29 protein-coding genes are annotated in these 26,784 nt (G+C 49.3%); 17 read left to right on the top strand and 12 right to left on the bottom strand.

What is annotated here, in order from left to right; translation table 11 throughout:
* Nucleotides 1-130 precede the first annotated feature (130 nt).
* Nucleotides 131-325 carry a hypothetical protein gene (locus tag QUB12_RS31315; RefSeq protein ID WP_333310058.1) on the top strand — a complete coding sequence of 65 codons (195 nt, stop codon included), beginning with the start codon at nt 131-133 and terminating at the stop codon, nt 323-325.
* Nucleotides 326-630: 305 nt separating this feature from the next.
* Nucleotides 631-969 carry a hypothetical protein gene (locus tag QUB12_RS31310; RefSeq protein ID WP_333310055.1) on the top strand — a complete coding sequence of 113 codons (339 nt, stop codon included), beginning with the start codon at nt 631-633 and terminating at the stop codon, nt 967-969.
* On the opposite strand, the gene QUB12_RS31305 is transcribed toward QUB12_RS31310, so the two are convergent.
* Nucleotides 970-2,613 carry a type IV secretory system conjugative DNA transfer family protein gene (locus QUB12_RS31305; RefSeq protein WP_333310053.1) on the bottom strand — a complete coding sequence of 548 codons (1,644 nt, stop codon included), beginning with the start codon at nt 2,611-2,613 and terminating at the stop codon, nt 970-972. It abuts the gene before it with no gap.
* 162 nt (nt 2,614-2,775) lie between these two features.
* Between QUB12_RS31305 and QUB12_RS31300 the strand changes: the two genes are divergently transcribed.
* Complete coding sequence (locus tag QUB12_RS31300; RefSeq protein ID WP_333310050.1) at nt 2,776-3,171, top strand: plasmid mobilization protein; 396 nt, start codon at nt 2,776-2,778, stop codon at nt 3,169-3,171.
* A 47-nt stretch (nt 3,172-3,218) separates the two neighbouring features.
* Complete coding sequence (locus tag QUB12_RS31295; RefSeq protein ID WP_333310049.1) at nt 3,219-4,139, top strand: relaxase/mobilization nuclease domain-containing protein; 921 nt, start codon at nt 3,219-3,221, stop codon at nt 4,137-4,139.
* Nucleotides 4,140-4,383: 244 nt separating this feature from the next.
* Here the strand turns inward: QUB12_RS31295 and QUB12_RS31290 are convergent, their stop codons facing one another.
* Together QUB12_RS31290 and QUB12_RS31285 are read right to left on the bottom strand one after the other, a co-directional pair.
* Nucleotides 4,384-5,460, bottom strand: coding sequence for a cell envelope integrity protein TolA (locus tag QUB12_RS31290; RefSeq protein WP_333310045.1), 1,077 nt, complete (start codon nt 5,458-5,460; stop codon nt 4,384-4,386).
* Nucleotides 5,461-5,475: 15 nt separating this feature from the next.
* Nucleotides 5,476-5,973, bottom strand: coding sequence for a hypothetical protein (locus QUB12_RS31285; RefSeq protein ID WP_333310043.1), 498 nt, complete (start codon nt 5,971-5,973; stop codon nt 5,476-5,478).
* Here QUB12_RS31285 and QUB12_RS37675 point away from each other — a divergent pair.
* On the top strand, nt 5,903-6,370 hold the full coding sequence (locus tag QUB12_RS37675) for a tyrosine-type recombinase/integrase (RefSeq protein WP_445300682.1): 468 nt from the start codon (nt 5,903-5,905) through the stop codon (nt 6,368-6,370). The two genes, QUB12_RS31285 and QUB12_RS37675, sit on opposite strands and share 71 nt — an antisense overlap.
* On the opposite strand, the gene QUB12_RS31280 is transcribed toward QUB12_RS37675, so the two are convergent.
* The 4 genes from QUB12_RS31280 to QUB12_RS31270 are packed head-to-tail and all read right to left on the bottom strand — an operon-like array spanning nt 6,367 to nt 8,761.
* Nucleotides 6,367-7,176 carry a ThiF family adenylyltransferase gene (locus tag QUB12_RS31280; RefSeq protein WP_333310039.1) on the bottom strand — a complete coding sequence of 270 codons (810 nt, stop codon included), beginning with the start codon at nt 7,174-7,176 and terminating at the stop codon, nt 6,367-6,369. The two genes, QUB12_RS37675 and QUB12_RS31280, sit on opposite strands and share 4 nt — an antisense overlap.
* Entirely contained in the window at nt 7,163-7,684 is a 522-nt protein-coding gene (locus QUB12_RS31275) for a hypothetical protein (RefSeq protein WP_333310037.1), read from the bottom strand. Before QUB12_RS31275 ends, QUB12_RS31280 begins: the two co-directional genes overlap by 14 nt.
* Complete coding sequence (locus QUB12_RS37670) at nt 7,681-8,085, bottom strand: E2/UBC family protein (RefSeq protein ID WP_445300681.1); 405 nt, start codon at nt 8,083-8,085, stop codon at nt 7,681-7,683. The genes QUB12_RS31275 and QUB12_RS37670 overlap by 4 nt, the downstream gene beginning before the upstream one ends.
* Nucleotides 8,078-8,761 carry a multiubiquitin domain-containing protein gene (locus QUB12_RS31270; RefSeq protein WP_333310035.1) on the bottom strand — a complete coding sequence of 228 codons (684 nt, stop codon included), beginning with the start codon at nt 8,759-8,761 and terminating at the stop codon, nt 8,078-8,080. Before QUB12_RS31270 ends, QUB12_RS37670 begins: the two co-directional genes overlap by 8 nt.
* Nucleotides 8,762-8,930: 169 nt before the next feature.
* Here QUB12_RS31270 and QUB12_RS31265 point away from each other — a divergent pair, with 169 nt between their 5' ends.
* Together QUB12_RS31265 and QUB12_RS31260 are read left to right on the top strand one after the other, a co-directional pair.
* Entirely contained in the window at nt 8,931-9,272 is a 342-nt protein-coding gene (locus tag QUB12_RS31265) for a helix-turn-helix transcriptional regulator (RefSeq protein ID WP_333310034.1), read from the top strand.
* A complete protein-coding gene (locus QUB12_RS31260; RefSeq protein WP_333310031.1) occupies nt 9,269-9,853 on the top strand; it encodes an ImmA/IrrE family metallo-endopeptidase in 585 nt (194 codons plus the stop codon). Before QUB12_RS31265 ends, QUB12_RS31260 begins: the two co-directional genes overlap by 4 nt.
* A 7-nt stretch (nt 9,854-9,860) precedes the next feature.
* Here the strand turns inward: QUB12_RS31260 and QUB12_RS37665 are convergent, their stop codons facing one another.
* Nucleotides 9,861-10,109, bottom strand: coding sequence for a PaeR7I family type II restriction endonuclease (locus tag QUB12_RS37665; RefSeq protein ID WP_445300684.1), 249 nt, complete (start codon nt 10,107-10,109; stop codon nt 9,861-9,863).
* Here QUB12_RS37665 and QUB12_RS37660 point away from each other — a divergent pair.
* Nucleotides 10,091-10,573: a tyrosine-type recombinase/integrase gene (locus QUB12_RS37660; RefSeq protein WP_445300683.1), complete on the top strand. Its 483-nt coding sequence runs from the start codon at nt 10,091-10,093 to the stop codon at nt 10,571-10,573. The two genes, QUB12_RS37665 and QUB12_RS37660, sit on opposite strands and share 19 nt — an antisense overlap.
* Before the next feature lie 164 nt (nt 10,574-10,737).
* Here QUB12_RS37660 and QUB12_RS31255 read toward each other — a convergent pair whose 3' ends face one another.
* On the bottom strand, nt 10,738-11,751 hold the full coding sequence (locus QUB12_RS31255; protein ID WP_333310030.1) for a hypothetical protein: 1,014 nt from the start codon (nt 11,749-11,751) through the stop codon (nt 10,738-10,740).
* Nucleotides 11,752-11,782: 31 nt separating this feature from the next.
* Complete coding sequence (locus QUB12_RS31250; RefSeq protein WP_333310028.1) at nt 11,783-12,121, bottom strand: hypothetical protein; 339 nt, start codon at nt 12,119-12,121, stop codon at nt 11,783-11,785.
* A 199-nt stretch (nt 12,122-12,320) separates the two neighbouring features.
* Here QUB12_RS31250 and QUB12_RS31245 point away from each other — a divergent pair, with 199 nt between their 5' ends.
* From QUB12_RS31245 to QUB12_RS31225, 5 genes are all read left to right on the top strand, one after another.
* Nucleotides 12,321-12,611 (top strand): DUF1778 domain-containing protein, encoded by a 291-nt coding sequence (locus tag QUB12_RS31245; RefSeq protein ID WP_333310026.1) that lies wholly within the window; start codon nt 12,321-12,323, stop codon nt 12,609-12,611.
* Entirely contained in the window at nt 12,604-13,122 is a 519-nt protein-coding gene (locus QUB12_RS31240; RefSeq protein WP_333310023.1) for a GNAT family N-acetyltransferase, read from the top strand. The genes QUB12_RS31245 and QUB12_RS31240 overlap by 8 nt, the downstream gene beginning before the upstream one ends.
* Before the next feature lie 172 nt (nt 13,123-13,294).
* Nucleotides 13,295-13,894 (top strand): hypothetical protein, encoded by a 600-nt coding sequence (locus QUB12_RS31235; RefSeq protein WP_333310021.1) that lies wholly within the window; start codon nt 13,295-13,297, stop codon nt 13,892-13,894.
* A gap of 2 nt (nt 13,895-13,896) precedes the next feature.
* Entirely contained in the window at nt 13,897-14,994 is a 1,098-nt protein-coding gene (locus QUB12_RS31230; protein WP_333310018.1) for an XRE family transcriptional regulator, read from the top strand.
* A gap of 84 nt (nt 14,995-15,078) precedes the next feature.
* On the top strand, nt 15,079-16,098 hold the full coding sequence (locus QUB12_RS31225) for a tyrosine-type recombinase/integrase (RefSeq protein WP_333310015.1): 1,020 nt from the start codon (nt 15,079-15,081) through the stop codon (nt 16,096-16,098).
* Nucleotides 16,099-16,122: 24 nt separating this feature from the next.
* Here the strand turns inward: QUB12_RS31225 and QUB12_RS31220 are convergent, their stop codons facing one another.
* Both QUB12_RS31220 and QUB12_RS31215 read right to left on the bottom strand, forming a co-directional pair.
* Complete coding sequence (locus tag QUB12_RS31220) at nt 16,123-16,728, bottom strand: redoxin domain-containing protein (protein ID WP_333310013.1); 606 nt, start codon at nt 16,726-16,728, stop codon at nt 16,123-16,125.
* 576 nt (nt 16,729-17,304) lie between these two features.
* Nucleotides 17,305-22,497: an RHS repeat-associated core domain-containing protein gene (locus tag QUB12_RS31215; protein ID WP_333310010.1), complete on the bottom strand. Its 5,193-nt coding sequence runs from the start codon at nt 22,495-22,497 to the stop codon at nt 17,305-17,307.
* Between the two features lie 424 nt (nt 22,498-22,921).
* Here QUB12_RS31215 and QUB12_RS31210 point away from each other — a divergent pair, with 424 nt between their 5' ends.
* From QUB12_RS31210 to QUB12_RS31195, 4 genes are all read left to right on the top strand, one after another.
* The gene (locus tag QUB12_RS31210; RefSeq protein ID WP_333310007.1) at nt 22,922-23,845 is read left to right on the top strand and encodes a zincin-like metallopeptidase domain-containing protein; all 924 of its coding nucleotides are present in this window, start codon (nt 22,922-22,924) and stop codon (nt 23,843-23,845) included.
* Nucleotides 23,846-23,981: 136 nt separating this feature from the next.
* Nucleotides 23,982-24,611: a ParA family partition ATPase gene (parA, locus tag QUB12_RS31205; RefSeq protein ID WP_333310004.1), complete on the top strand. Its 630-nt coding sequence runs from the start codon at nt 23,982-23,984 to the stop codon at nt 24,609-24,611.
* Nucleotides 24,608-24,946, top strand: coding sequence for a hypothetical protein (locus QUB12_RS31200; protein WP_333310001.1), 339 nt, complete (start codon nt 24,608-24,610; stop codon nt 24,944-24,946). The genes parA and QUB12_RS31200 overlap by 4 nt, the downstream gene beginning before the upstream one ends.
* Nucleotides 24,947-24,987: 41 nt before the next feature.
* The gene (locus QUB12_RS31195; protein ID WP_333309997.1) at nt 24,988-26,208 is read left to right on the top strand and encodes a replication protein RepA; all 1,221 of its coding nucleotides are present in this window, start codon (nt 24,988-24,990) and stop codon (nt 26,206-26,208) included.
* Nucleotides 26,209-26,784: the final 576 nt, after the last annotated feature.

Genomic DNA, 26,784 nt, shown 5'->3' with positions numbered 1-26,784 from the left:
TCTTTCCCCCAGCGGGCTGATTGTGGGCCAGGTCAAGAAATTTAGTAAAGGGTAGTACGAAGCGGCTACCGCCGCCCTTGACAAAATCCCTTGACCCAGCCTGAGTGGGCTTCAGTGGGGGAAAGAAAAAATGAACATTGAGACTAAAGGCAGAGAGTTCGAGATTGCGGCCGAGGTTGCCGATCTGCTCGACACGCTCACCAAAGAGCAGCAAAATCAGGTGATGGCTATGCTAGCGAGCCGATATGGGCTCAAAATCACCGAGCCATCACCAGTGACGCGGGGAAGTGGTTACAGACCAAAACCAAAAAGAAAAAGCTGGTGAACTTTATAGGCGCACAAGCGTCTACTCTCGTGGGAACGCGAAATACTTGAAAGGTGTTTAGTCTTATGATGGCAAAACCATTAAAATCCGGAAATATTGCTCCTAAGTCTGGGCAATACGAAATCGAAGGTCCGCGAGGTGGCAAGACAGGGAACGAAAGAACCGTTTCCAAAGGGGAGCCATTACCGCCAACGCCCAAATCTGGTCAAACGTACAAGCTGGTTGATGAAACCAAGCACAAGAAATCGTAATTGACCCACGACCACGGGAACCCTATTCAGGGTTGCCAACCGCAAGTAACCGCAATGACTTATCCATTCCGAAACATCGAAATCAAACGCATCGCTGTGGGCATTCAGTCCAACGATAACGCTCCAAGCGAGGAGTGGTATCCATCTGAGCATGAACCTGAAATGCCAGACGGAGCCAAACTCAAAGAATTGCTATCCTATGCAAAACGGAAATTGGTCGGAAGACCAATCTCTATTATGCTTGCAGTTATTTACGCTGCTGATGGAGTAGCAGGAAAGCAACTCAATCGCTCTATTTCGGCAGAGGAAGCCAATTCTCCTGAAGCTCTTGAATCCCTTCGAGATGAAGTTTTAGAAGATTGCATCCTCGATGCTGAAAAAGCGAACGTGTAATCAGCTCCACGTATCCCAGCCACTGATTTTCTGTTGCGCCTCGATATCCTTTTGGGAGACTTTAGGCGGGTTAGTTGGTGGCTTCCAAAGTTTGTCCATCGGCACACCCGCCGAAGTGTATTTCTCGGCTTTTTCCCATTCACTTTCAAAGCTTTCGATGAAGTCCGGTTCCTCTTTATTCGGGTCGTGGAGCCTTGTGAATTCCGCGTCTCGATAGCTAAAAACGCGCCTTGCTCTTACCGTGGGAAGCCCTTCGATGAATGCGTACACCGCATCGGGAACAAAGTTCCCATTTGGATCCTTCGGGAACATCACTTCTTCGGGGAACATGAGGGGCCGCTGAATTTGTTTCGAGCCTCCTATCGCAGAAATCTGGTTCACCGTGGTTACTCCCATACGCTTGGAGACATATTCGGCAGTGCCTTCTCTGGCATTGAAAAACACTTTCAGACCTGCATTTTCCATGATGGTTTTCCAGCTTTGAGTTCCGCGCCGTTCAGGATAAAGGCTTTGGAGCTGGTCAACGGTTTGCAAAATCATCGCAAATCGTCCGCCGTAGCCGGCAATGACGGTGAAGCTTTCCTCGAATGCCCTCATTTGCCCGATGGTCGTGGCGAATTCGTCGAGCATGAACAGGGTTGGGGTATCCGTGCGCTTTGCCCGTTTTGCCATCACGGCTTTAATCGCAAGGGTTGCGACCACACGGGAGAAACCGCCGTATAGTCCGAGCGAAAGGGGAGGGATACAAAGATAGATCGAGGCCGTATCTTCTTTTATTTCGCGCATGTCGAAGCTCGATGTTTCGACAGCTTGGCGCACCCGTTGAGGAGCCAGCCAGCCAAGATGAAAGAGGGCGGTGCCACGGTGATATTTTTGGTGCCCCTCTTCGAGACTTTCGTACCAATTGGCGGCGTTGCGCACTTGCTCATTGAGGAGGCTACTTCCGCCGTTGCAATGCTTCATTGCTTTGATGGTTTTCTCCCACGTCACGAAATCTGAATTCAATAATTCGTAAATGCGGCCAAGGGATTTTCTTTCCCCTTGCGTTGCAATCACAAAATGGATGAGACCCAAAATCAGGTCACGCGCCCCTTGGTTCCAGAACTGGTCAATCGAACTTGTTTCCGGCGTGAGAGCTTCGACAATAAGCCGGAGATCCTCGTCATAGTTTGAGGAAGAGCGCAGCCAGTCCAGAGGGTTGAAGGTGTGAGATTTTTCTTTGGTCACTCCGCATGGGTCGAGGATATAAACCGCGCCAAAACTTGCACGGCGTCTGGCCGTGAAGAAAGCATTCTCACCTTTCGGGTCTATGCAAATGAGAGAGCCCGGCCAGGTCAGAAGGTTTGGAATAACAAAGCTCACGCCTTTGCCGGAGCGCGAGGGAGCGCAGCAAATTGCATGACCTTCACCGATGCCCCAGCCCTCGATTTTATGAGCGGGGTACCACATGAGGCCGTTTTGCCCCCGAGCAAAAATCAAGCCAGCTTTACCCGCGCCGCCATCATTAAGGCCGACCGCTTTAGCCATTTCCTTCGAGAGCCATCCCGCCGAGCCGTGCGAGGTTTGCGAGGGAGATGGAGCCTTGCCCCCAATCGGGGAGAAGGGCGTCCAGTCTTGCTTTTTCTCGGGGAGGAAATCGCTCATCTAAAGTTCGACGAACGCTAAGCAAAAATCATTCGTCTTTTAGTAAGGATATTGGATGTAGAATAGAACACAAGTTGTGTGTGGCAAGCCACACTCACGGCCTATGGCCTAACTTGGCAAGGGGGGAATCCCCCGTTGCATCCCCCGAAAACGGGAAACGAAATGAGTGAGCAGAATGCGAAACGAGACTGGAGCAAGGTGAACCGCAGAGCTTCGCGGATCGTAAATTTACGCCTTACGCCAGAGGAAGAAGCCGAGATTGAGAGCAGAGCGGCAGGGGAGCAAACCACCCTCAGCCACTACCTGAAAGCCGCCGCATTGTCTCAGCCAGTCACGCGGCGCGTGAGCCGGAGGCAATCCACTGCAGATGTGGAACTGCTTCGCTCGATCCACGCCGACCTTGGACGCATTGCGGGCAATAGCTACCAGATCGTAAGGGCGATGAATTTCGGGCGCAACGTTCCAGACGAGGAGGCAACGGCGATCCTGAAAGACATTCGCGCCGCGCTTGTGCGCACCCGCGAACAGCTTTTCACCGCCCTTGAACGGGAGCCGTGATCCTCAAGGGCAGGAGCAGGGGACACGGGAGCCAGCTCGCTCGGTATTTGTTTGCTGGCAAAAACGAGGAAATCAAAGTGTTGGAGCTTCGAGGAACGTGCGAAAGCTCGCTCACGCAAAGTGGTTTGATTGACGCGCTCAAAGAATTCGACGAATACGGCAAGCTCACCAAGGGTGAGAAGACCATTTTTCACCTAGCGATTGCCCCCAGCGACTTCGACCGGATGGATTCTGGCAAGTGGCAATATGCGGTCAGCAAGGCAGAGGAAGCCCTAGGGTTCCAAGGCCAGCCCCGCGCCGTGGTGATGCACACTTACGGCGGAAAAGATCACCTGCATGTTGCATGGTCACGGGTGGATTTAGAAACCCACAAACTCAAATCCGATAGCTTCACAAATCTTAAACTCTGTAATGCGGCCAGAGATATTGAGCTCGATTTAGGACTGCAAAAGCTCCCTGATATTCACAGGGGACACGATAAAGCAAGGCGGCTCACAGAGGAACTCACCAAGACCGAGAAGAAGGCGCAGGAGCGCAAGCCAAGGCAGAGAGAAAGGGAAGTACAGAAGTTCGCCGAGGATGCAGGGGAGACCACAAAGCAAAAATTGCACCGGACGATTGCCACAGCGTGGCATCGCTCCGATACAGGAGAGGAATTCCGCAGATACCTCGCCCAGAGCGGTTACCGATTGGCGCGAGGAGATCGCGGAGCGGTCATCATGGACGCGACCGGAAATGTGTTTTCCTCAGCCCGTTACATCGAGGACGCGAAGGCTAAGGACATCAATGAGAAGTGCGCGAAGATCTTGAATGAGCTGCCGACCGTAGATCAGGCAAGAGACCACGGGAAGGAACAAATGCTTTCACCGCGTAAGGCGGCCAGGCTCGTGCGCACGAGATTAAAGCTCGAGATCTCAAACGATATGAAGCGCACTCCCATCACGTCGATTGAGTACGACGAATTCTAACGTGGTTCCGGAGGTTTGCGGCCAGGCTGATTTTCAGGGTTCCACGCGGACACTTTCCAGAGCTTGTCTACATCGGACTTTGTGTAACTCGGTGCAGTTGGAGCAGTGCGGGTTTTAGGTTTACGCAGGTCAACAAGCATTTTCAGATATGCGGGATGGTCTGAAATGGGTTCATCTTTAGACATCGGGGCGGCCTTTCATAGCCGCCTACAATATCAAAACGCATATAGATATTCAACTGAATTCAGCTCCAAGTGTTACTTCCGATGTCATCCTTACCGTTGATAACTTGGTTATAAAGAGAGTGCAGAACAGGCAGCAATTTTTTCAACTTGATGGATGCTTCCTTTCCTCCTAATGGGGTGTCGAACTCTTCATGGAGCGCGGGATTTGATAAATACAAAATCTGCCTTTCGTTTCCAATAACAAAAATAACCACGTCATTACTGCCTGTTCCCACAAGCGTGTGGTTATTCGAAATAATAGTTGGATGGTGATTGAAGGCCGGTAGCCTTCCACTAACGTCATGGACGTAAAAACGCCTATTGGCATAGTTTGGCCTTCCAATGGTTTCCCACCTTCCAGTGTTGCGATTGAACTCTTGCTCGGCGTGGGTGGCTTCGCCTGATCTTACATTGGCTAATCCAATGCCAGCAAATCGGAAAGGCCACCATTCATCAGGCAGGATATAAACGTGCTCAGCAAGATCGTGCGCCAGAACGTTATCAAATTTACAGCGATTTATTCTTGCTTCGGCCTCTCTCCAAGCCTGTGCCTTGGCTTCATCAGCCCTTCTCTTTTCAGCATCTTTCTCAGCTTGCTTTGCAAGTTCTGCGTTCCTTATTCTCATTTCATCGCGCTGTTTCTCGCGTTCTTTTTCAGCAGCATTGTTGAGGTGCTTACGTACGGTTTGAAATGGACTTTCGATGTGAGTAGAATAAATCTTCCAAGCATCTTCGATGAAATGCTTGCCTTGTTCGTTGAAATCGACATATCCGGCTTTAACAAAATCTACCAATGGTGAATTGACGAATAGGCGACGGTTTTCATCGTACTCGTGTGGCTTATTGTGAAAGTACACAAACCCATCAATTGATCCCCCTCGTTCCGTCCAAGCTAAAACACTTTGGAATAGATGCGAGTTGTTCCTTATATACCAAGGAATATCTATTGCCTCAGCGTGAGGGCAAATGGCAATTCTCTTGCGGAAAGACCCGAACTCATCAATTGTATATGTTATGCGCGTTTTAGTAGTGGAGTTTAGAAATCCTGTAGTTTCCTTTATATCTGTATCTTGGATAATTCCTATTCGAAATTTCATAGTTATTCGGAACACTCAATCGTTGTGTTTTCTGTACTCGTCGATGGATTCCTCATGCACGATATCTATTTTTGGATTCTTATCTCGATGTTCGATAATCGAATTATATATCAATGCAAGAACGTTGACAAATATAACTATGGTAATAAACGGACAAACAAAGCCAATTACCCAAGCCATATTAGTGCCCTTTGTCATCGTTGCATCAACCACAAAGTTGCCAAGTGCATAAAGACCAATCGCCTGAAATAAGTCCTTTTGTGAAGCGGCAGCTACGATGAACCAAGCAGCGGCCAGAAAAACAACCAGCTGAAAGCAACACGAGGTTACTTGATCTCCTTCGAGTGGACCATCCGTGTTTTGGATTTCATCGAACCAAACCACCTTGTTTCCAATTACCTTTTTTTTTCTGGCTGGTGGGCGACGCATTTTGTTCCTGCCTATGTCCAATTTGGAGTGTAGCGAAATAGCAAACCCGAAAACTGCACCCTCTTTCATCCCGGTGGCGTCCATGATATTACACTCCAAACGACCGTTTGGAATGATAGCTGGTCTAGCACAGAAAGTCCGAGGTTTTCGAGCCAATCATTCCTTATCAAGTGGTATTTCGGGCAGTAGTCCTCTCTCTCCCACCGTTAGGGGAGCCGCTCACCACCAACTAAGCGAGAAGGCGATGAGCCGGGACGAGGCTTTGCAGATGGTGAAGCGTCGCATAAAGAGGGCGGGGTTACCGACACTTTTCTCGAACCACTCGTTCCGCGCAACAGGAATCGCGTCGTTTCTCGAGAACGGCGGTCAACTTGAGACCGCCCAGCGCATAGCAGGCCACGCAGACAGCCGGACTGCGAAGGGCTACGACCGCCGCGCGACCCGATTGGAGCTTTCGGAGATTGTGAGGGTGAAGTACTAACCGCACACAAGGCAATCCTGAGCTGGCTCATCACGCGAAAGTGAGACAATGCCGCGCTCGGCCCGATAGATTGTCAGCCTATTTGGAGAGCGTATCCCCGTCATTCCGACTAAGAACTCAGTTGCGGCCATGCCAGCGACGACGGCGTTTAATGAAACAACAGATGGGCCGCTGCCATTCTCATTCTGCTGAACCCCATAGATCCCGCCTCGATTAGCGGTCTCTTCCGCTGATGCGAGGTCTTCTCCGGCCTCGCGAAGGTCAATCACGTCGCAACATACGAGACACCCGACTTGTTCAGTCCAACGTACAAACACGCGACCACCATACGATTGGATGCCTCCATCCTCTTTAATGTGAATCTCGGTGGCGGAGTCTATGAACCGCTTCCCAAGTCTCACGCATTCCTCGTTCAACTTTAGTCGAGCTCCTTCCTTGTCAACGCATCCAAAGACCACATCAACGGTCTGGAGTGCGGCAATGGCCTCGGGTGACGGAAACCAGCCTTCAATTCGTTGGACTTGTGCTTCTGGGTCAACCCCACGAATAAGGCGTTCTGCTATATCGAGCTTCAATGTTCCGACAGGATCGGAGTGCCGCATCCCGATGTACCGATTCTGACTCGACTTCTTCACTTTCCCGGGTTCGATAAGGATGAAGTGATGTACGCCGAGAAACACGAGACTCTGAATGACCTGCGTTCCAATACCCCCAACGCCAACGATGGCAACGCTGGTTTCCCGGATCAGTTTCTGACCAGCTTCTCCGAAGAGCAACTCTTGACGACCAAATCTAGTGTCCGACATGCCACTCCTCCGGAAGCGTCCATTGAAGTGGGCTTCTCTCGGTAGCGCACATCCATTCTTGATTGCCAACCGCGATTGTCCCAAGACGCTCAATCTCATTGGTCCAGAAGAATCCATCGAAGGAGTTCCTAGTGACAACGACCGCTCCGTATGGGGCTCCTTTCAGTCGCCATTGGACATGCTTCACCCATGAGTCAAAGCCGCTGAGGTCACTCCAAGAAAATTCTGCCGGACGATCTCCTAGATGAGAATGCATCTCGACAATGGTGAGACCGGAATCATGCGCCCGCTTAATCACCTGCCCTCGAACATCATCTTGAAGCTCGAAGTGATACGGAAGTTGAACAGCCAACTCCGACGACCCGAGGAGCCATATATCCCGGCAGATGAGCCCATCTTCCTCAGCCAATGAAGCGAACACGAATGCCGCGTTTTCAAGATTGTGCGGATCAGGAATCAGATGCTCGAAGACGCTTTCCCATTGTTCATGCGTAAACTGGAGCTTCATGCGCCCTCCCGAAGTCGGCGGAGTATCGTCGAAACCCAAGTCACAAGGTTTGTGCCTGTCGCGGCATCCTTACCGGGCGACCATTGCTCTGGCTCTCCCGAAAAGAAAGCCCAAGTTCCACCCACATGAGGAGGTTGTTGCGGAGCTGGGTCTTGTGCATTGCCTGACGGCCGCACTCCGTTAAATGTTAAGCCTGAGGGGATGTAAAACCCATAGGGACAGGTAAGGGGATATCCGTCTCGGATTTGGAAAACGAGGTCGCAATGCTTCATGCTCCAGCCTTCAGGGAGCTCAAAATCGGAGATATGCACCCACCTTCCTTCCTCGATGTACTTGGCGTCTGAAAAACGGTTTCGGAGGAGCCTAAGCTCCTCCTCAATCCGCGCCGCGATCTCAACCACGCTTGAACCTCACTTTGCGTGAGAAGCAAACCCCGCAGTCGAGCTTGATCTCCTCACCAGGTTGCAACGTGCGCTCGACGTTATCGGCATCAATGAGAACCACACCCTCATCAGTGGACCACCCTCCGAGCTCCAGGATCTCTTCGGTTGTGATAGTGTCCTTCGTCCACGGGTGAATCGTGCCCTCGATGTCCAACAAGCAAGGCTTATCGGGCTTTGCGACCGTCGTGAACCGTTCGCGCCCAGGCTTTGTGATATCCACCTGATTTTCGGGGCCGATTACAATGTCGTCCTCACCGACAATGATCTGCGTCACGAAGTGGGTGTCCGCGTTCTTGCCTGCCAACTCCAAGATTTTCGCACCGCTGACGAAGGGACCGAGCACAGTGTGCGTCGTCTCGTCGATCTGGATCGCAAACCTGCGTGCCCGCGACACGAGCACCAGTTTTTCAGTGCCTGGTCCGGAAAGATCGAAGGACTCATCGATCTCCACAATTTGGTCAGGCTCTCCTGGCACAAGAAATACCAGGAAGAAGTCGTCAGGGTCTCGCCCCACAAGTGCAAGAAGCTCACGTCCGGTCGGAGCCGGGTTCGCCAGCGTGAACGTTTGGTCGTCAATTTTCACCGAGAACTGAGGGCGACCCGCCTCACTTCCCTGTCCTTCAAGATTGCTCATAATGGATGCCCCTTGCCGATTACTCAGCTTGGTTCACTATATTAAACGCTATTTCTAGTTGAAAGTTCCACTGTGAAGGTCATAATTTTAAAAGATGTTGCCAGAGCAAACACAGTGTTGCTACTGGCAACTTTCTTGGTTCATTTATCGTCTATAGTTATTGAGAATCATGAGTGGACCTGCCTCTGGCGACATCGAACCCGTGTATGTGCAGATCGGGAGGCGTGTGCGCAAGGCAAGGAATCGGGCCAAACTCACTCAGGCAGTGGTTGCGGATCGCACTTCATTGTCCCGCACGTCCATCGCCAACATTGAACGTGGCGAGCAACGGTTCATGGTTCATTGCCTTTTGGAGCTTGCGTCCGCGCTGGGGGTTTCTCCCGAGAAGCTCTTGCCGACCGAAGCCGCCGCTGAAACACGGGTTCAGTCCGTGATCGGTGACATTAGCGATCAGAACGCGGCGCAATTCTTAAAGGTGGGGCTGCAAAAGGCGAAGGTACTGAAAAAATGATGATTGATCGACCAAGACAGCACGTGCGGAAAAAGCAAATCCAACAGCTCGTGGGAGACCTGCACACGCAACTGAAAAAGAACGGTGAGTTTCAAGCTCCCATTCCCGTCGAGAAGCTTGCGAGGGAAATGAATGCTCAAGTTGTTCAGGTGGAAACGGAGGACGATGACTTATCGGGCTTTCTCTTTCGAGACCCAGCGACGGGCAAATCAGTGATCGGGGTCAACAAAGACCATTCTAAGACCCGGCAAAGGTTTACCATCGCCCATGAAATCGGACACCTGATCCTCCACTCGTTCGAAGATTTGCATTACGACCGAAAGGGTTCCGGAGGCATCTTCAAGCGGAGTGCAGAGTCGGCGACGGGCGAAAATCGGGATGAAGTCGAGGCAAATTTCTTTGCCGCAGAGTTGCTCATGCCGGAGGAGCTCATCTACGACAAGCTTGAAGATATCGAAATCTCCGATATCTTTCAGCGTAACATCGACGCCGCGATCAGGACGATAGCTAAAGACTTCAACGTGAGCACGCATGCTTTGTCCATCAGGATGGCCCAACTAGGCATCGTCTCGATTGAATAGGTCCCGCTTAAGTCTCTAAGAACCTGGTCGCGGTCGCTTGGAGCTCCCTGACAAAGCGAGTGAATGCTAAGTCGCCACTGGGGTGTGAAACGCCCGTCGGGGTAGCATTCGTTGACAGGGCTAGGCAAGCCGCATCGTAATGCCGCTCCAGAACCAGGCGGCGGCACAAAATCTCGTATCGCTGGGCATAGGTTGCGCTCGTAAAGACCGGATCGGCTTTGAAATGCGGCTCTTGCAATCCGACCGGCTTATGCACTTGCAAGAGTTAGCGCAGCTCTCTCGCTTCGTTCACAGGATTTGATTGACTTAGGGCGAACCCAAATTCTTAGGCTCCATGAAAAAGGTGGAGTCGAGCGCGATATTCCGGCCCATCCTAAATTGGTGGAATATATTGACGCCTGGACAGCAGCCAGCGGACTTAAAGGAAGTGCGTTTCTCTTTTCTGCTTTTGAGCGTAGAGGAACAGTAGCCTCTTCTCGCCAAATGACAAGAATTGATGCGCTTAGGATGGTGAAGCGTAGACTCGGACGCGTCGGTATTCCGGACGTAATTTCTAATCACAGCTTTAGGGCGAAGGGCATCACAGAATTCCTCGCCAATGGCGGAAGTCTTGAAACAGCACAACAGCTCGCTAATCACGCGGATTCGAGAACGACAAAACTCTATGATCGAAGAACGACACAGTTAGAGTTGGAAGAGATAGTCCGTATAAGATATTAAACTAAACACGACTGGATCTGTCGATCAGGTTCTTTATCGGATTCTCTTTGCATTATTCTGTTGACATTCACCTACCTTGGAATTTAGCCTTATTCAAGGACGCAATGGTACGCAAACACTGCCCGAGGACTTATCATTATGAAGAGTAAGGTGAGAGCGGGTGATTAACGCCAGAGGTTCCACGCATCTTCTAGGTGACTTGAAGAAGTTTCGTAACCATGATACATCGCGTCAGAGCTGTCTTGCTTTACGCTGTTCTGTGCAGACATGATTTCTTCACTAGGATCACCATCCCTCATCCCAATTTCAATGTATTTTGCAACATGCATTGTTTCACGCAATATTAAGACTTCTGTATAAAGAGCCATGAGTTTTTTCTGCTCGATATTTTCTAAGATAGATTGAATATCTGTTAGAATTTTATTTGGATTTCCCATCCTCATCAGGCGCACTTTAAAGTGTGTGTCTAAGTGCATTATTCTGCCGTTAGGAGCGTTTACACTTTTGTTAAAGGCAAATTCAAAGTCATCAAAGTAAGATCGACATATGTTTAGTTTGTCTTGGCTAAATTGACATTTATGATGAACCCAAGATCTAAAAAGGCTTCTGCATATGTCGCTATGAGCTTCCGTAAGTAGCTGCTTGTATTTCGGCACCTCTTTCATAAATAATGAAGAACGAGATTTTTCGTCATAATGGGTTCTATCTCCGTATAATCTTACAAAGTGCAAGATTTTTTCTTGATCCGGAATAACTAGTTCTGGGCTTCCTGCACGCACATGTCTTTCTGCGATAAGTATATGACGCTGAAGCCTAAATTTGACATACTCATACCAGTCGGCGTCTATTGCAAATTCGTGAGTATCTTTAGCAAGTTTTGTATAATTATCAATTACAGAGATTGCTTCTTCACCGAGCATAATTGCGGCTCGGTAACCATCAAAACCTCTTGCAATTAGATGATTGCAAAATAGATATGATAGCGACAGATAGTTTTTACGAAGCGATGATATCTCTGGATTTATGTTTTCTTGGAAATACTGCCAGGATTGAGCATGAACCTCAGACGAATTTGCTTGGTGCGGAAATTTACCATCACAACACTGACGATGCCATTTCAATCGGTGTGCATGAAATGGTTCATCGTGCTGGTTAAAATGCATCCATGAAAAATCCATGGACCATTATAGCAATTTTATTTTCGTCTGCTCAGGCGTCTAAGGTGATATTAAAGACACGCTTTTTTGGGAATATTGAATACGGTGTTAATAAAGCGTTCATCTCCTCTGAATATTCTTGATTTAAATCAATATTTCTGGCTTTAGCTTCTGCAACGACCGCTTTATGATTTTTTTCAGACAGTACAATCCCCTGAATAGCAAACTCAACACTTCCATCAGGATATTGCTTTGCTGGTCCTGATATCCGATGAGCTTTGCCGTGCAAGTAATAAAAATAACCGCCGCCCTCACCTACAATGGCTGGTTCGGTATCGCTTGGAGAGTGGCGTCTTCCTTGGGCGTCCACATTGAATGTGATTACTTTCATGCTGAAATTTTCGGTCAGATTGATTGGGCAACTCATGTTATTCCTACTATATTCAACTCTTAGACGCCCCGTCAAGGTCGGTTCAGAGCCAAAAGTCCCTGTAGTATCACCTATTTTTGCAAGAAATTTATGGCTGAAGGGTGTACATTGGGAACACAACGCGCTATAATAACGTTAGACCTTCTGGAGGAGAATAAAAATGGCACGTGCAAACGCAATTCCTAAACAAGCCGAGGATCGATTATCTATTCGGGCAAATGCCGCTCAGAAAAGCATTTTGAAGCGAGCGGCGGACAAGAAACGCATGAACCTCAGCCAATTTGTGATGCAGGTTGCACTTTCAGAGGCTGAGGAAATTTTGCAGGATGATCCCGCGCTTGTGATTTCAGCCGAAGATTACGCATGGGTCTGTCAGGTCATGGACGCGCCGCCGCGCGAACTACCACGCTTACGCGAGGCCATGCAACAAAAACCGGTTTGGGATGCTTAATCTCTCCCCGCCAGCTCCACTGACGCTCGATCACGATCTGAGCGCATTCGACTGTGGCAAGTCGCCCCTGAATGAGTTTCTGAAACTACACGCGCTAGATAAGCAGAACGCCAAAATATCCAGAACCTATGTGGTGACCACGAATGCCGTGGTGGTTGCTTATTACACCCTTGCGCTGATTGTGGTGAAGCCAGAGGAGGCACCGAAGAAGGTCGGGCGCGGTATGCCGAGTTCCATACCTGCCCTGCTGATGGCGAGGTTCGCGGTTGATGATAAGTATCAAGGCAAAGGATTAGGGCGTTCACTCTTAATGGATGCAATCATCCGTACACGAGCGGTGATGAATATGGACAGTGAGAACGTTCCACCAGTCCGGTGTTTCGTCGTTGATGCCATGGATGAACAGGCAAAGGCATTCTATGAACGCTTCGATCTGTTGCCGTCACCGAGCAACCCCATGCGGTTATTTCTCCATTACAAAGAAATCGAGCGGCTTTTCAGCGGTGAGTGATTCTTGGTGCGACAAATCTTTGAAAATTGATATTTTAGAAAATTATTGCTTAAAAATGAATTTTTATGCAACTTTTCCAGGCAAGGTGTCGTCAAAATAGATTGACATGCACACATTCCCACAAGGTTTTCATGACCGAGATCCACTCAGTTCGTTCCGGCACGACTCTGAATTGGCAAAGAAAGCTAGCCTTATCGTAAAGCAAGCAATCCAGGATGAACGTGCATCAAACTTGCCCACTTTCTCCAAGAGCCGGAAGGCTCTTCGCCGCTGGGAGTGCATCCTGACCCACTTGGAGAATTATTTTCCTTGGGGCTTGAAAGAATATAAGAACCAGGCGCGATTTCATTCTACAGATTCCGAACTCCCGGAGGTCATGAAGATGGTCTTCCGAAGTGGGAAGCGAGTTGGACAGACGAGTGTGAGAGTTGCCAGCATCGGGGTTGCCACCGAAGAGCTTCACGCCGAGCGATACCAAGGATTGCTTTCGGGAGAGCTTAGTGGTGAGATGACAGGTTCGGAGATGCTTGCGATGGTTATTCAATATCAGCAAGAAGCATTTGGATCAAGTCAGGCCCTCTTTGCGACTCTATTCATCTGTCACGTTACTCAGCTCGATATTGAGAACAAGCTTTTTAACTGCTCGGAAGTCATTGAGCTTGGAAAGTGGAATCTTGACGAGGATCAAGGACACTCCGTTGACTTCCCGCCAAGTGCACCTGTCAGTCCGGTAATTACCGCACGGCCTCAGGCGAGTCAGGCCGGAGAATAACTATGGCTGTCTCAGTCAGTCGCTTGCGGCTGGCTCGGGAGGTCGCCGGGCTTTCAAAGAAGGCTTTGGCAGACAAACTGGGTCTAGCTCCATCAACAATCACAGGTTACGAGGATGGTTCGATTTCGCCTCTGGAGAATCTTGGTGCCGTGTCTGAGGCTCTCGGGATGCCTGGGCTTGAGTCGTTCTTCCTCCAATCAGAAGTGCCAGAGATTTCTGGCGGCGCAATCTCCTTTCGTTCACGTCGCTCCATGTTGAAAGGGACAAGGAATAAGGCGATTGCGGTTAGTCAGCTAGCGGCATTCGTTTTAGGCCCATTCATAGAGAATCGCTTCGTCCTTCCAGAGCCAAACATTCCGGAGGACATTCCTCACTCGCCGGAAGGCGCCGCGATTGCCTTGCGTAACTACTGGAAGCTTGGAAAAGGACCTATCTCAAACATGGTTCACCTGCTCGAAGCGAACGGCATTCTCGTATTCTTTATTAACGCTGATAGCAAGAGTGTGGACGCTTTCAATTATACGGTTGGGTCTCGCCCATTTGTCTTCCTGAATACTTTCAAGCCTTCTGGTGAACGAGGGCGATTTGACGCAGCGCATGAACTAGGACACCTTGTACTCCACCGCGACGTTGATCACGAGAAGATGGACTCAAAGGAGATCGAAGCCGAGGCGAATGACTTTGCATCCGCATTCTTGATGCCGCGTGAACAATTTCGGATGGAGTGTCCCCGCAGCCAAAATCTGGAAGCATTTTTACGAATTAAACCCAGGTGGGGCGTTTCTGTTCAGGCCATGACTCGACGAGCAAAGGATCTCGACCTTTTAACGCAATGGCATTATGAAAGTATGTTTCGGCACATGTCTTCAAAGGGATGGCGTTCAGGGGCTGAAGCGGGACAACTCCCACGAGAAGACTCTTCACTACACTTCCAAGTGCTAAATCATCTTACTGATGCGGGGCTTTCCGTAGCGGATATTGCTGGGCTTCTACACCTTACGATTGATCAACTCGTTGAGTTGATGCCTTCAGCAAACTCTTTTCGCGACGTGGAAGTTCGAAAAGGATTTTTAAAATTGATTGAAAACAGGGATGGCTGACGTCATCCTAAACAAGTGCATCTTTACGCCCCATAACCCCTTTTATGCGCACCGTTCCGGTGCTAAGATGCGTCCAGGATTCTAATGGAAGAAAAAGCTGTTGAAGAGACCGGATCCGGATCTTTTCAGGGGGGTCGGGGGGATATGGGTAATTTGGTGCGATTTTCTCAAGGTGCGTCGCTTGTTGGGGTAGCCGAAAATCTTGGGGAGCGGAAAACGCCTCAGGAAGCGATGGCGGATTATTTCGGGGCGAAGATTGCGAATGAAAATACTCGCGATGCTTACCTTCGGGATGCGCGAGAGTTCGCGGCCTGGTGCAATAGCCAAGGGTTGATGCTTACGGGAATTGTGACCATCGATGTGGCGAGGTACCGCGATTATTTACGGGCAGGGGGAAATTCTCCGGCCACGATCAAGCGCAAGCTCTCGGCATTGCGGAAACTCTTCGCATATCTGGTTGAAACTGGAGCCTTGCACTCGAATCCGGCCAGAGAAGTGGCCACGGAGAGGATCTCTGTTAAAGGCGGAAAGACTCCCGCGCTCGATGCGCAGCAAATGCGGGTTCTATTCGAGAGCTTTGATTCCGAGAAACTCATTGACCTTAGGGACCGCGCCCTGATTGCGGTGATGTCTTACGCGCTCGCTAGAGTAAGCGCAGCTCTCACGCTTCGTTCTCAGGATTTGATAGACTTAGGACGCACACAGATTTTGAGGCTCCACGAAAAAGGGGGAGTCGAGCGAGACATTCCCGCCCACCCGAAAATGGTGGAGTATATGGACGCCTGGACAGCCGCAAGCGGACTCAAAGGAAGTGCGTTCCTCTTCCCCGCTTTTGAGCGAAGAGGAACAGTAGCCTCTTCTCACCAAATGACAAGAAGTGATGCGCTTAGGATGGTGAAGCGTAGACTCGGACGCGTCGGTATTCCGGACGTGTTTTCTAATCACAGTTTTAGGGCCACAGGGATCACAGAATTCCTTGCCAATGGTGGCAGCCTCGAAACCGCGCAACAGCTGGCTAATCATGCGGATTCTAGAACTACCAAGCTTTATGACCGACGAGCTAGTCGTTTAGAACTAGAAGAAATTGTACGGATTAGGTATTGAAGTAGGACGAAATTCTTGGTGCCGTTAATAATCGAGAGGGCAACCCTGTGTCAACTCAGCGGGGGCGGGGCTGGTTGGCATTTCGAGATCTATTACTCCGGACAAGGTCGAGATCTTTGATGTCAATTCCTTTAGCATCGGTTCAGAGTAGCCAGGGTAGCTTAGGATGATCTTTCCCTTCGTATCAATTACTCTGAAACCAAGGCTATAGACCACCCCATAAGACTTTGCGATTCTCCCTTTTGGATCTGAGACAACTGTAAACCTGGGTTTGGTTCTCTGTTTCCATTGCACGGCGTCGTTGTGAGTCCCGACCACAACTCCGAGAATGTTGGTTTCTTCACCATAATATTTCTCGATGCGGTCAATGTAGTCTTTGCCGCTTGTGCAACACGGACAGTTTTTTTCAATGAAAACCAAGATGGTGACTTTCTTTGGTAGATTCTTCAGCGTGATGGGCTTTGCAGAAGAATCTTTAGTTGCAAATAAAGGTGCCCGCATCCCAATAAACTTTTTCGATTCCGTTATTTGGTCTGGCTTGCATATTGAACCAAATTCAACGGATCCAGTTTCTCCGCTTTGGGCGACTAAATGTAGAAAGGTGCACAAAAACAATGATTTTAAATTCATATATAACAGTCCTAAATTTCACTTATTTTGTAATCAGCCACTCAATTGTTCCGCAATTTCTGGATTCGCAGCGATCTAGCAATGCGAATTCCTTCTCGAGCATACTCGTTTTTTGGCTCAATAAATCGCACTAGTACGACGGCCACATCTTGATTGTCTCTCAAGGTAGAGACGACTATGTTGTGCTCGATTGTTTTTCCATTGCATTGAGCCATGAGCACGCTAGGAGAGTCTTTATTCACTGATATCTCGAAATTATGCCGAGAGACTTTTGAATTTGTCGTTCGGCAAAACTTGTTAAGATGTTGATTTAAAAAATACCTATCATCTTTCTTTGATCCTTCTGAGTCTGGAAAAGTATATATAACAAATTCTGTTCTTAACGTACGCCCTCTAACTGGAGTTCGCACGACTTCACCATCAAACTTTGTATCGGCGGGTAATTCCAATACAAAGTTTCTTGAAGTGAAGATTAGCGGCTTCGGTAAAGTAGGTGCAACCTTTACTCTTGGACTGATAGTTATACATCCGGAGCATACAACACTCAAGCTAAGAAGTAAAGTAAAAAATCTAATTCTATTTTCCAAAACGGTACCATTCTTCTGTTGATTTTGGCATGAACGGAGCACACTGATCTTCCAGCCATTTTTTCGCTCGAGGTAACGAGAAGTATACAGTACCACCATATCTACCCTGAACTTCTACTCCAGCCCCTGCGCCGACCTTAGCTGAGAATCCCGGGGATTCTCTGGTAAGATCGCCTCCAACGCCAACAACAATACCTGCTCCCCCTCCTCCCGACCAACCAGGACCATGGTTAACTGCAATGGGGCTTCCGTTAGCGCCGTAATTGAGTTTTTGTTGCATTCCGACACATAGACTCACGTCTCCTTCTGCGGAAGCACCGTTCCAACCTCCAACACTGCCATAGGGACCAAAGTCTCCTGTTTCAGTGTCAAAATATATTCCGGCCTCAATATCTCCCCCAAAGCCAATTCCGGCCCCAGCGCCAATTCCTATTTGAAATGCCACCAGCCCGTCTCGATCAATAAATCCAACTGGCCTTGATCCACAATATCCAAATAAGTTGATCCCACCCGTGAAACCAATAGGATCACGGGTGAGCCATCGACCTACCGATGGATCGTAGAATCTGTTTTGGCAGTAATACAGCTCTGTCTCTGAATCTCGGTAGTAACCCCACTTGCCGTTATAACTAAATGGCTGTTTAAGAGCGCCTTTCCCAGGCACATTCAGGTCGTAATTTCGAATACCCCAGGCGTTGTAGGCGAAGAAGATCGCGTCCTCATTATCCTCGTCAAGAATGTTGACCACATTACCTTGTTGATCAAACAGATAGAAGAGGGTGGTACTCCCCGCTACCCGCGAAACGAGACCATCGGGTGCAAAAGCGTTTCTCGCTACGACTGTTCCGCCAGCATTGAGCTCACAGATGACATTTCCATTGTCATAAAGGAAGTACTTTCTCGAAGTCGCATCAAGATTCTCATCCTGTTTCCATGCTCGCAAATTATCTGCGCGGTACCCATTAGTTTGACCGCCATACGAGAGCATTCGGTTCTCACGATCAAACGTCGCATTAATATCCCGCCATTTTGTTGGATTCCCGTTGCCGTCGTAAACAAAGTTTGCACCCGTGCGCTGATTAGCATAGTTGTAAGGAATTGCTGTCTGCGGAGGGGTTCCGGAATAGTTCTGGAACGTTGTTGGATTTCCCGCATTGTCATAGGCATTGACTTCAGTGTATCCACCATAGCGTGTGCTCACTTCCGACGTAAGACGATCCTTGGTATCGTAGGCAAACTGAACATTACCGGTCATATTGGGAACGCCATCAACTTCGTTTTGCAAGCCAATAAGATTAAACGCACCATCATAGGAAAGATTTTCGAATGAGCTTTTCACGTAAATAGTGTCCGACTTATTCATGAGGTTCTCGAGAAGTCCTAGTTGATTGTAGGAATACTCAGTAGAGATATCCCCTGGAAGTTGACGAATCGACATTCTCCCAGCTGAGTCGTAAGCGAATGATGACGCTCCCTCTGTCGTTGAGAACCCAGTACAGCGCCCAGCCTTATCGTAGGTATAGCCCCACGTATCTCCAGGGTGGGTCATCGATTGACGACTACCATCTGGGTAATACCCGTAGCTAATCGTCTTTGAACCCGTCATTCCAGCATAAGTGGTTGTCCGGCTAAGGATCATATTCGACTCGTCATAAGCAGTGGTTTCAGATCCTGTGCCGTTGCTCCAACTTATTGGACGGCCGAAGCTATCGTAAGACAGAGTCACATTTTCAGTGGTGGCATTTGGATACTGGATCTGACTCAGTTTTCCACTTGGTTCTGCATAAACAAAATTCGTGGTGTGACCTCGTCCATCAACGCGGGTGAGAAGATTTCCTTGTAAGTCGTACGCATTGAACTTAATTCGGTCGAAGTCAGCACCGGAGGCCATGGGATTGTCCACTTGAGTGACCTGTCCCTTATTATCGTAGGTGTAAGTTGTCTTGTGTAGCCCCCCCATCCCGTCAGAAACTGTTTTTGTTCGGTAGGCATCGTCGTAAGTCATCGTCACGACTTCTGTATCACCAGTTCTCGATAGAGACTCCCCTACCTTGCCGTAAGTGTAGTTTACGGTGCGGAAAGGCACCGTACTGTTCCCTTCACTGAATGTGTAGGAGGAACCAACGGGACCGCCTATCCACTTGTAGCTCGAAACTAAGTTAGTTTGGCCAGATCCTGAGCTCCCGGTTGCGGGAAGAATGGTGTGGGTTCTTTGATCAGCAATGTTGTAGAGATAGGTCGTCGTATTGTTCAGCGCATCTTTGGTCGAGATCAGGTTCCCCCGATTGTCGTACCTAAAGTGAGTGGATTCCCCTTTACTGTTCGTGATTTTGATCGGTTGTCCTTTCTTCGCTGTAATTGGGTCCGGCGCTCCCTGTGAGTACGTGAAGGTCGTCGTATGAGTACTCTCCGCATTATTTCCTGGACTTACAATCGTGAGGATATTTCCTAAAGAGTCGTACGTGTAGTTTGTCGACTGCATGGTGCTATTTACGCCAACTTGCCCCGGCACCGGAGCACTTGCTGTTTGTAGCAACCCGTTTGGATAGTAGGCAAACGTCTTTTTTGCTCGACTAGGAATGAAGTTAGTTGGACTAGTACCGGTTCCTTGCTGAACTTCCGTAGGCAGACCTCCCCAGAAATTTGGATTGGAGTAGTCGTAGGTTGTCCGGGTCGAGACGCCAGTAGGACCAGTATAGTAAACAAGGTTTCGATAACCGTCATATTCGAAAGTTTCTTCCCGGTCCTTAGTCGGATCATTTGGATCGTAATGGAAAATGTGACGAGTCGGCTCGAAATTCGCACCCGCGAATTCAGTTGTTTTGACAACGTGCCCATCAGCATTGATGACCTGCGTGATTTGCATGTCGCTGTTGTACTGAAGAGAATATTCTTCAACCACAACATTTGATGCATTTTTCGTCCGAACTTTAACCTTGTTTGCCCCGTTATCGAGAAACTCTTTCGTGTTCCCATTTGGATCTACAATCCCAGAGACGGTCGTGTAAAGTTGCGAAGGAGAACCATTCGCCTCGCTGTAGAGATATGTCCAAGTAGATAATCCTGTCCCTGTAGGCGAAGGCATACTGATGGTTTTGAGCAACGGAGTCTTTTCAGAACCCTCACCATTGTTTAAATTTTCATATGTGTACTGTACTGCCGCCGGACCAGTAGATGCCGTTGCGATAACTGGTTGCGAAATCGCTTTAAGGTATCTTCCGCCTTGAGGAAAGCCTGTCGGAATGTCCGTGTTTGCGATGTAATCAATCGTCGTAATAATTTTGCGTTGAGTAGAGTCGACAATGCTTGTCGCAAAACCGTCACTATCCAGGTTAAAGGTGAGGAGGGTTGTTCCGTTTTGGTCCTTAATCGAAGTGATTCTTGGCTCGGGGCCAGTCCCATCAAACCTTCCAGGGTATGGTGCGCGGACAATTTCGATCCAGTTTCCGAGAGGGTCATACATCTTCTGAATCGGGTGATATCCGGTAGGCTCCGAAGGTATTGGTGGATAACTTCCTGGAGTATGGTTATAGGCGGTCCCATTGAAGGGTTCCGATAGCCATTTCGCTCCGCTCTTAAACTGAACTTCCATGCGCTGACTATTTACGGAGCTATCCCATACCCAAAATACTTTTACAGAATAGTAGGAAGAATCTGTAACCGTACACTGAATCCTAGGATTCGTGGCACTCGCCTCTGGACCACCTTCATACGTAAAAGGTATCGTTCCTCCAGTTTCCTCAACAATTTCTCCAAAACCAAACCAGCCAGGAGGCCCATCGCCAGACCGCCCCCCTCCAGGGCGAGTCCGATCATTGAATTTTGCGTAGACCCCCACATTGTATTGGTGCCCTACGCCCTCTCCCAATTCGCTGCGCATACTTGTTTGACTATGGTAGTTTGCGGTCAATGTTATGGAAGGACCGCCTGAGTTATTGAAAGAACCAAAATTAAATGGAAATCCCGTCTCGGAAGACCCTGTAGCAACATTTGACATTGGAGGCCCAGACGATACTTCGGCGCAACAATCCCGGCAGATACAGATTTTTGTCGTGGCAGGATTCCCACAAAAAATGTTAAAGTTATCGAAATCAATCCCAACTCCAGCGGCTACTAATTGCCCAAAAAGCGTCTGAGCTGCTGACACGGTACCGACTTGCCTCATCCAGCGAGCATCTAGGACTTTACTTTCTGGTTTTGGAAGCATTTCAAGGGCTGCAAGGTAATCGCTCTTTACTGGAGCAACAGCAAGGAACGCATCAGCTTCCATGAGTCGCCATTGCTTCCAGGTGAGCTTCTTCTCACCGCCGGGCCATTCGCCGCAGTCACTGCAGTAGTACGTGACCCCCTTTTCATCAGCCCCGCCCACAGCAACAAAGTGGTCATGTTCCACTCGGGCAATAATTGGAGTTCCTCCGTTGAGCTTAAAAAGTTTTTTGAGAGCCTCGTCGTCTGCAAGCCGGATCTGAAATGCCTTTAAACCAAAAGCTGGAGCAGCCTCAATAAGATCGTCGAAAGAACTTCCCTCTCCTGTGTGCTTGACCCTGCTTACAATGTCTTTTTCAGCATGTGGTTTACCAAGCGTCTTTAGAACTCTTGCCACTGCGGCGGGTCCGCAAAGGGGGTCGAGATGGAAGGGTTCTGTTATTCCTGCGTCTTCACGGATTTTATGATAACCAGCGCAAGATTTAGCCTCTGCGTGAAAGGCTGTCGCAGTTCTGCGGTCGAAACCAGGAGCTCGGCCGTTGAGCACCGAGAAAAAGGCTTCTGTGGATTCCTGGTATCTACCCTGCCTAAACAGAGCTATCGCAATGTTGTACCTAGCAATCCCAAACTCAGTACTATCCTGGATGGCAGATTTTGCCGCCTTCAAAAACCAATCTTCAGCAATGCTCGGCTCTTTAAGACCTAAGTACCCTTCCCCTACGCGGATCTGCGCCCTTGCTCTATCAGTACGAGATAGTCCAGTTTTCTCTAAAAGTGAGATCCTCTCTCGTACTTGCTTTGGTGTAATCGCAAATGAAAGCCGTCCGCTATGAATAAGCTCAGTGCGAAATACGGGGGGTTGCTTGGACTCTTGTGCTCTTGGGGGTAGTTGCTTGGGACCTTCCACTACGACAGGCACGCCCATCATCGGAGCTGTCTGAGGAACCTGAACTGGAGTAGTCGAGATGGGAATCATGCCAGCCATCGCCGGAGCGAACACGTTGAACGCCAAAACTCCAGCCAAACAGCGGGCTAGTACGCGGGTAAATAGAGGAGGAAGTCCAAGACGAGATTCATTTTCGTGCAACATAGCATTTGACCAGAGAGTACTTCGATACCAATAACATAGCAGTAATTCTTTAAACCCGGTGGTTTTTCCTGCCGCTTTAACATAATTTTAACAAAAAATTTAGAATTTCACTGCATATCATTTGTTATTGATACGAATACTTGAACAAATCACTCAATCTTGAATTACCCCCAGTGATATAAGGCGTGAATGGCAATAGATTGTCCTCTACCTCGCTCCATGAGCTCACGCGTCAGTTCCCTGGCAACGAATTCTTTACCTTTTTGCCCTAGTCTAAGCAAAGAATTCTGACCCAGGAAAGGAGGCCAAAATGGCTTCAAAATCCGAACGATTGGACGTGTACGAGCGCGTCACCAATCAAATTGTCGAGGCCATCGAAGCCGGAGCAGAAAAATGGGAAATGCCCTGGCACTCACCTGAAGCCTCGTTCCAGTATCCGACCAATGTTCTTACTGGAAAGCAATATCGCGGCGTTAACGTGCTTGCGCTTTGGGCTTCGAGCTACGTCTCTGGTTACCCGGATGCACTCTGGGGAACCTTCAAACAGTGGGCTGAGCTTGGACATAGCGTTCGCAAAGGCGAGAAATCATCTATCGGAGTGTTTTGGAAAACACTCGAGGCGAATGAACAGAGCGAAGGAGATTCTGAAGGGGAAGCTACAACTTGCGGAACTCGCTGGATTGCAAGGGCCTTCCCTCTTTTCAATGCCGCGCAGATTGAGGGGTATGAAGCTCCAGTGAGACCAGAAACACCCCACGCAGAGAGGATTGAGAGGGCAGAACAGTTCTTTCAGTCTCTCGGGGCCGATATTCGCCACGGAGGCGGAAGAGCCTTCTACCAACCTTCGGGCGATCTTATCCAGATGCCACCCTTTGAGGTGTTCAGGGACCCCATTAGTTACTACTCTACGCTTGGCCATGAGTCCACCCACTGGACAGCGCACCCATCACGATTAGACCGTGACCTCAAGGGCCGCTTTGGATCCGAGGCCTACGCGGCGGAAGAGCTGATTGCGGAGCTTGGCGCGGCGTTTCTTGCCGCAGACCTCGAACTTGCTCCTGATCCAAGACCAGAGAACGCAGCTTACATTCAGTCGTGGCTTAAAGTACTCAAGGAAGACAAACGCGCGATCTTTACCGCCTCCAGCCACGCTCAGAGGGCGGTTGATTTTTTGCATGACCTTCAAAAGCCTTCTCCCGCTTTGATGCCGACTGCTCAGGGGCTTACTCTTTGAATGCTCCTTTTCTGAATGCCGAATCGTCTCCATAGTTAACGAACTAGCTAACTAGCTGGTAAACTTACCAACCAATTAACTCGTTAATCAACCAACGGGTTAATTAGTTAACTGGTTAACAATTTGGAAATCACGGATGATTATTGCAGTACTGAACCAAAAAGGAGGAGTGGGGAAGACCACTCTTTCCGTCAATCTCACCGCCGTCATCGCAGCAAGAGGGCAACGCGTCGCCCTCATTGATGCCGATGAACAAGGGACTTCGAGCGAGTGGAGCCGGAAGCGGGAATCCCAGCTATTCCCGGTCAAACCATATCACAAAGGCCTGAAAGGGGTCGGGTTTGAAGATGATATCAAAACCTACGACCACCTGGTCATAGACGGCCCGCCAAGACTTTTTGGAACCATGGATCAAATCATTCGCGTGGCCGATCTTGTCCTAATTCCGGTCAAGCCGTCAGCGGCAGACATTTGGGCCGCTGATAATCTCATCCAGAGACTTCAAGAAGAGCAGAAACGCCGTGATAATCTCAGCACGGCTTTTGTAATCAACGAATTTAAAGCTAATACCAGGCTCGGGAAAGAAGTCCAGGCCGCGCTTGGCGAGATAGGGATCCCACTGGCAAAAACCACCATCGGGAGCCGCAACGCCTACCCAATTGCACTCGGCAACGGACAAACCATTTTCGAATATGAGCCTAAGGGCAAAGCTGCCCAGGAATTCACTGCGCTCTTTTGTGAGCTAACCGGAGAAAACCAACCATGAACAAAGGACTGATTGACCTCAAACGGGCAAGTACACCGCCCGCAAATCCTCTCGTCACCGCAGAAACCTTGCCTGAACCGGAGGCCCCAGCACAAGCGGCAGAAGTTGCAAATCTTAATCAAGAAGAAGCCCCAAGCCTTGCGGTTGTTACAGAAATACAGCCAGTACCAGCCCCCCAGGTAGAGCGAGTTTCCACCATTGGAGCGCGGATTCCTGAAACTCTTCACCAAAACATCAAACTTTTTTGCATCGGCAACCGGATCGAGATGCAACATTTTGTTCAGGAAGCCTTATCACTTCACCTTGAACGCCTCCAGGAAAGTCAAAAAGCGTAAGAAACACCATGCGAAAACTTGGGGACATTCTCGGAAGCGTAATGCCGGACATTTTGGATGATGTTCCGGAGCATCTCAGGCCGATGGAGCTAACCAATCCTGGGAAGGATCAGCCTTTAGCGGCCAGAACTAGTGAAGTTGAAAGTAAGCGAGAGCCCTCTCAAAGAAGAGGTTATCTAGCACGTGAACTCGTGCAGTGCACTTTGCCGCACCGAGATCCAAAAGCAGATACGTATTCACGCACTGACGGGAACTTCCGGATGATTGTGGAAAGCGGCTTAGATGCCCGCACCCTCGAAAAAGTGGGAATTCCTTACGGAAGTATTCCGCGCCTCGTTCTCCTGTGGCTTAATACCGAGGCCGTGCGCAAGCAAGGCAAGGAAAACGAGCGAGAAATTCACTTCGGAAATACATTGAATGACTTTCTAAGGAGCGTCGGGCTAAGCCCTACAACCGGAGGAGGGAAGCGGGGCGATGCGGCCCGGGTCCGTGTTCAGTGTGAAAAGCTTTTCGCGGCCAGGTTTACGTTCGCCCGGATCGAAGGTGATGATCTCTCGGGGTCAACGAATTCCATGAAGATGGACGTTGCCAAACAGGTTTACACATGGTGGGATTACCGCAACCCAGACCAAGGGAGTTTCTGGGAAAGTTACATCGTTCTCGATGAAGATTTTCACCGCGCCCTTGTTGCTAACCCCGTGCCTTTTGATATTGATCATCTTCGGGCTTTGAAACGAAGTCCGCTCGCGATTGATCTTTACTCGTGGCTCACCTACCGACTCTTTCGTCTTGGTAATGATTATCGCGGCGTAACCATTAGCTATTCTGACCTCAAGAAGCAATTCGGCTCTGAATACTCGCGGGATGACAACTTTAAGGCCGCGCTGAAAGAGGCATTAGAGCGCGTCAGCGATGTATTTAGCGCGATCCGGTATGAACTCGCTCCCCACGGCCTGATCGTTGCACCAGTCAGTGCAAAAGACCTCCCGGTTCAACCAGAACGAAAGATTGTTTCAGCGGTTCCAGGGAAAGCAGCCGTTCAGATCGAAAGCCCGGTAGCCCATCATGTATTTCAAAATTTGACCATCTCTGCCAAAGACTGGAAACGCATCGCAAAACTAGCGGAAAACCTAGGAAAAGATGCCCATCAATTATTTCCACTCTGGAAAGCCTGGGTGTTCGATGAAAAAGTTCAGGTCGCAAATCCTGCAGCTCACTTCATCCAGTTCCTCAAACGGCACGATTCAAGCCGGAAATTCTAAGCCCTAAAAACCCACCCTGGTGCAGGACGGTGAAAAGGTAGGAGGAGGACGGTGAAAAGGTAGGGACAGGACGGTGAAAAGGTAGGAGAGGCACGGTGAAAAGGTAGGGACAGGACGGTGAAAAGGTAGGGACACTATCCTATATATATCCTATATCCGAATCCGTTATATATTCCTATAGAATCCGTTAGCAAATCGGATTTTATAGCTGTCGCTTTTCGGATTTACGGATTGGAAAGTTAAGCTCTCAAGCCGAGGGTTCTTCCCGAAGGTTTTACTCTCAAAACGTGAGTGGAGCGATACCGTAAGGTGAGCCAATTCTTTTAAGGGGGTCAGGAATGCCGAAAATTTGGTCACCTGATAGCGTTTGGAGGCTCTTGGGTATCTGAAGAGGGGCAAGGGAAGAAACATCGCTCCTCGTCCATCCTAGAGCGTTTTACGTGTTTGAAGTTTTAGTTGCGCTGGCGCGGCCAACAAGCAAGAGGTTCGTCCGGTTTTTTCTTTCCCCCAGCGGGCTGATTGTGGGCCAGGTCAAGAAATTTAGTAAAGGGTAGTACGAAGCGGCTACCGCCGCCC

Source organism: Microcoleus sp. B7-D4 (assembly GCF_036705125.1).
In the GTDB taxonomy this organism is placed as follows: Bacteria; Cyanobacteriota; Cyanobacteriia; order Cyanobacteriales; family Microcoleaceae; genus Microcoleus.
This window is presented reverse-complemented; position numbering and strand designations above follow the sequence as displayed.

Bases quoted from the DNA above. Each gene is read 5' to 3' on its own strand.
- QUB12_RS31300 (WP_333310050.1), top strand. From the start codon at position 2,776: ATGAGTGAGCAGAATGCGAAACGAGACTGGAGCAAGGTGAACCGCAGA.
- QUB12_RS31230 (WP_333310018.1), top strand. From the start codon at position 13,897: ATGGCTGTCTCAGTCAGTCGCTTGCGGCTGGCTCGGGAGGTCGCCGGG.
- QUB12_RS31270 (WP_333310035.1), bottom strand. From the start codon at position 8,761: ATGAGCAATCTTGAAGGACAGGGAAGTGAGGCGGGTCGCCCTCAGTTC.
- QUB12_RS31210 (WP_333310007.1), top strand. From the start codon at position 22,922: ATGGCTTCAAAATCCGAACGATTGGACGTGTACGAGCGCGTCACCAAT.
- QUB12_RS31200 (WP_333310001.1), top strand. From the start codon at position 24,608: ATGAACAAAGGACTGATTGACCTCAAACGGGCAAGTACACCGCCCGCA.
- QUB12_RS31215 (WP_333310010.1), bottom strand. From the start codon at position 22,497: ATGATTCCCATCTCGACTACTCCAGTTCAGGTTCCTCAGACAGCTCCG.
- QUB12_RS31265 (WP_333310034.1), top strand. From the start codon at position 8,931: ATGAGTGGACCTGCCTCTGGCGACATCGAACCCGTGTATGTGCAGATC.
- QUB12_RS31240 (WP_333310023.1), top strand. From the start codon at position 12,604: ATGCTTAATCTCTCCCCGCCAGCTCCACTGACGCTCGATCACGATCTG.
- QUB12_RS31245 (WP_333310026.1), top strand. From the start codon at position 12,321: ATGGCACGTGCAAACGCAATTCCTAAACAAGCCGAGGATCGATTATCT.
- QUB12_RS31225 (WP_333310015.1), top strand. From the start codon at position 15,079: ATGGAAGAAAAAGCTGTTGAAGAGACCGGATCCGGATCTTTTCAGGGG.
- QUB12_RS31280 (WP_333310039.1), bottom strand. From the start codon at position 7,176: ATGTCGGACACTAGATTTGGTCGTCAAGAGTTGCTCTTCGGAGAAGCT.
- QUB12_RS31305 (WP_333310053.1), bottom strand. From the start codon at position 2,613: ATGAGCGATTTCCTCCCCGAGAAAAAGCAAGACTGGACGCCCTTCTCC.
- QUB12_RS31195 (WP_333309997.1), top strand. From the start codon at position 24,988: ATGCCGGACATTTTGGATGATGTTCCGGAGCATCTCAGGCCGATGGAG.
- QUB12_RS31255 (WP_333310030.1), bottom strand. From the start codon at position 11,751: ATGGATTTTTCATGGATGCATTTTAACCAGCACGATGAACCATTTCAT.
- QUB12_RS31315 (WP_333310058.1), top strand. From the start codon at position 131: ATGAACATTGAGACTAAAGGCAGAGAGTTCGAGATTGCGGCCGAGGTT.
- parA (WP_333310004.1), top strand. From the start codon at position 23,982: ATGATTATTGCAGTACTGAACCAAAAAGGAGGAGTGGGGAAGACCACT.
- QUB12_RS31250 (WP_333310028.1), bottom strand. From the start codon at position 12,121: ATGAAAGTAATCACATTCAATGTGGACGCCCAAGGAAGACGCCACTCT.
- QUB12_RS31310 (WP_333310055.1), top strand. From the start codon at position 631: ATGACTTATCCATTCCGAAACATCGAAATCAAACGCATCGCTGTGGGC.
- QUB12_RS31260 (WP_333310031.1), top strand. From the start codon at position 9,269: ATGATGATTGATCGACCAAGACAGCACGTGCGGAAAAAGCAAATCCAA.
- QUB12_RS31220 (WP_333310013.1), bottom strand. From the start codon at position 16,728: ATGAATTTAAAATCATTGTTTTTGTGCACCTTTCTACATTTAGTCGCC.
- QUB12_RS37675 (WP_445300682.1), top strand. From the start codon at position 5,903: ATGTCCAATTTGGAGTGTAGCGAAATAGCAAACCCGAAAACTGCACCC.
- QUB12_RS31285 (WP_333310043.1), bottom strand. From the start codon at position 5,973: ATGGACGCCACCGGGATGAAAGAGGGTGCAGTTTTCGGGTTTGCTATT.
- QUB12_RS31275 (WP_333310037.1), bottom strand. From the start codon at position 7,684: ATGAAGCTCCAGTTTACGCATGAACAATGGGAAAGCGTCTTCGAGCAT.
- QUB12_RS31290 (WP_333310045.1), bottom strand. From the start codon at position 5,460: ATGAAATTTCGAATAGGAATTATCCAAGATACAGATATAAAGGAAACT.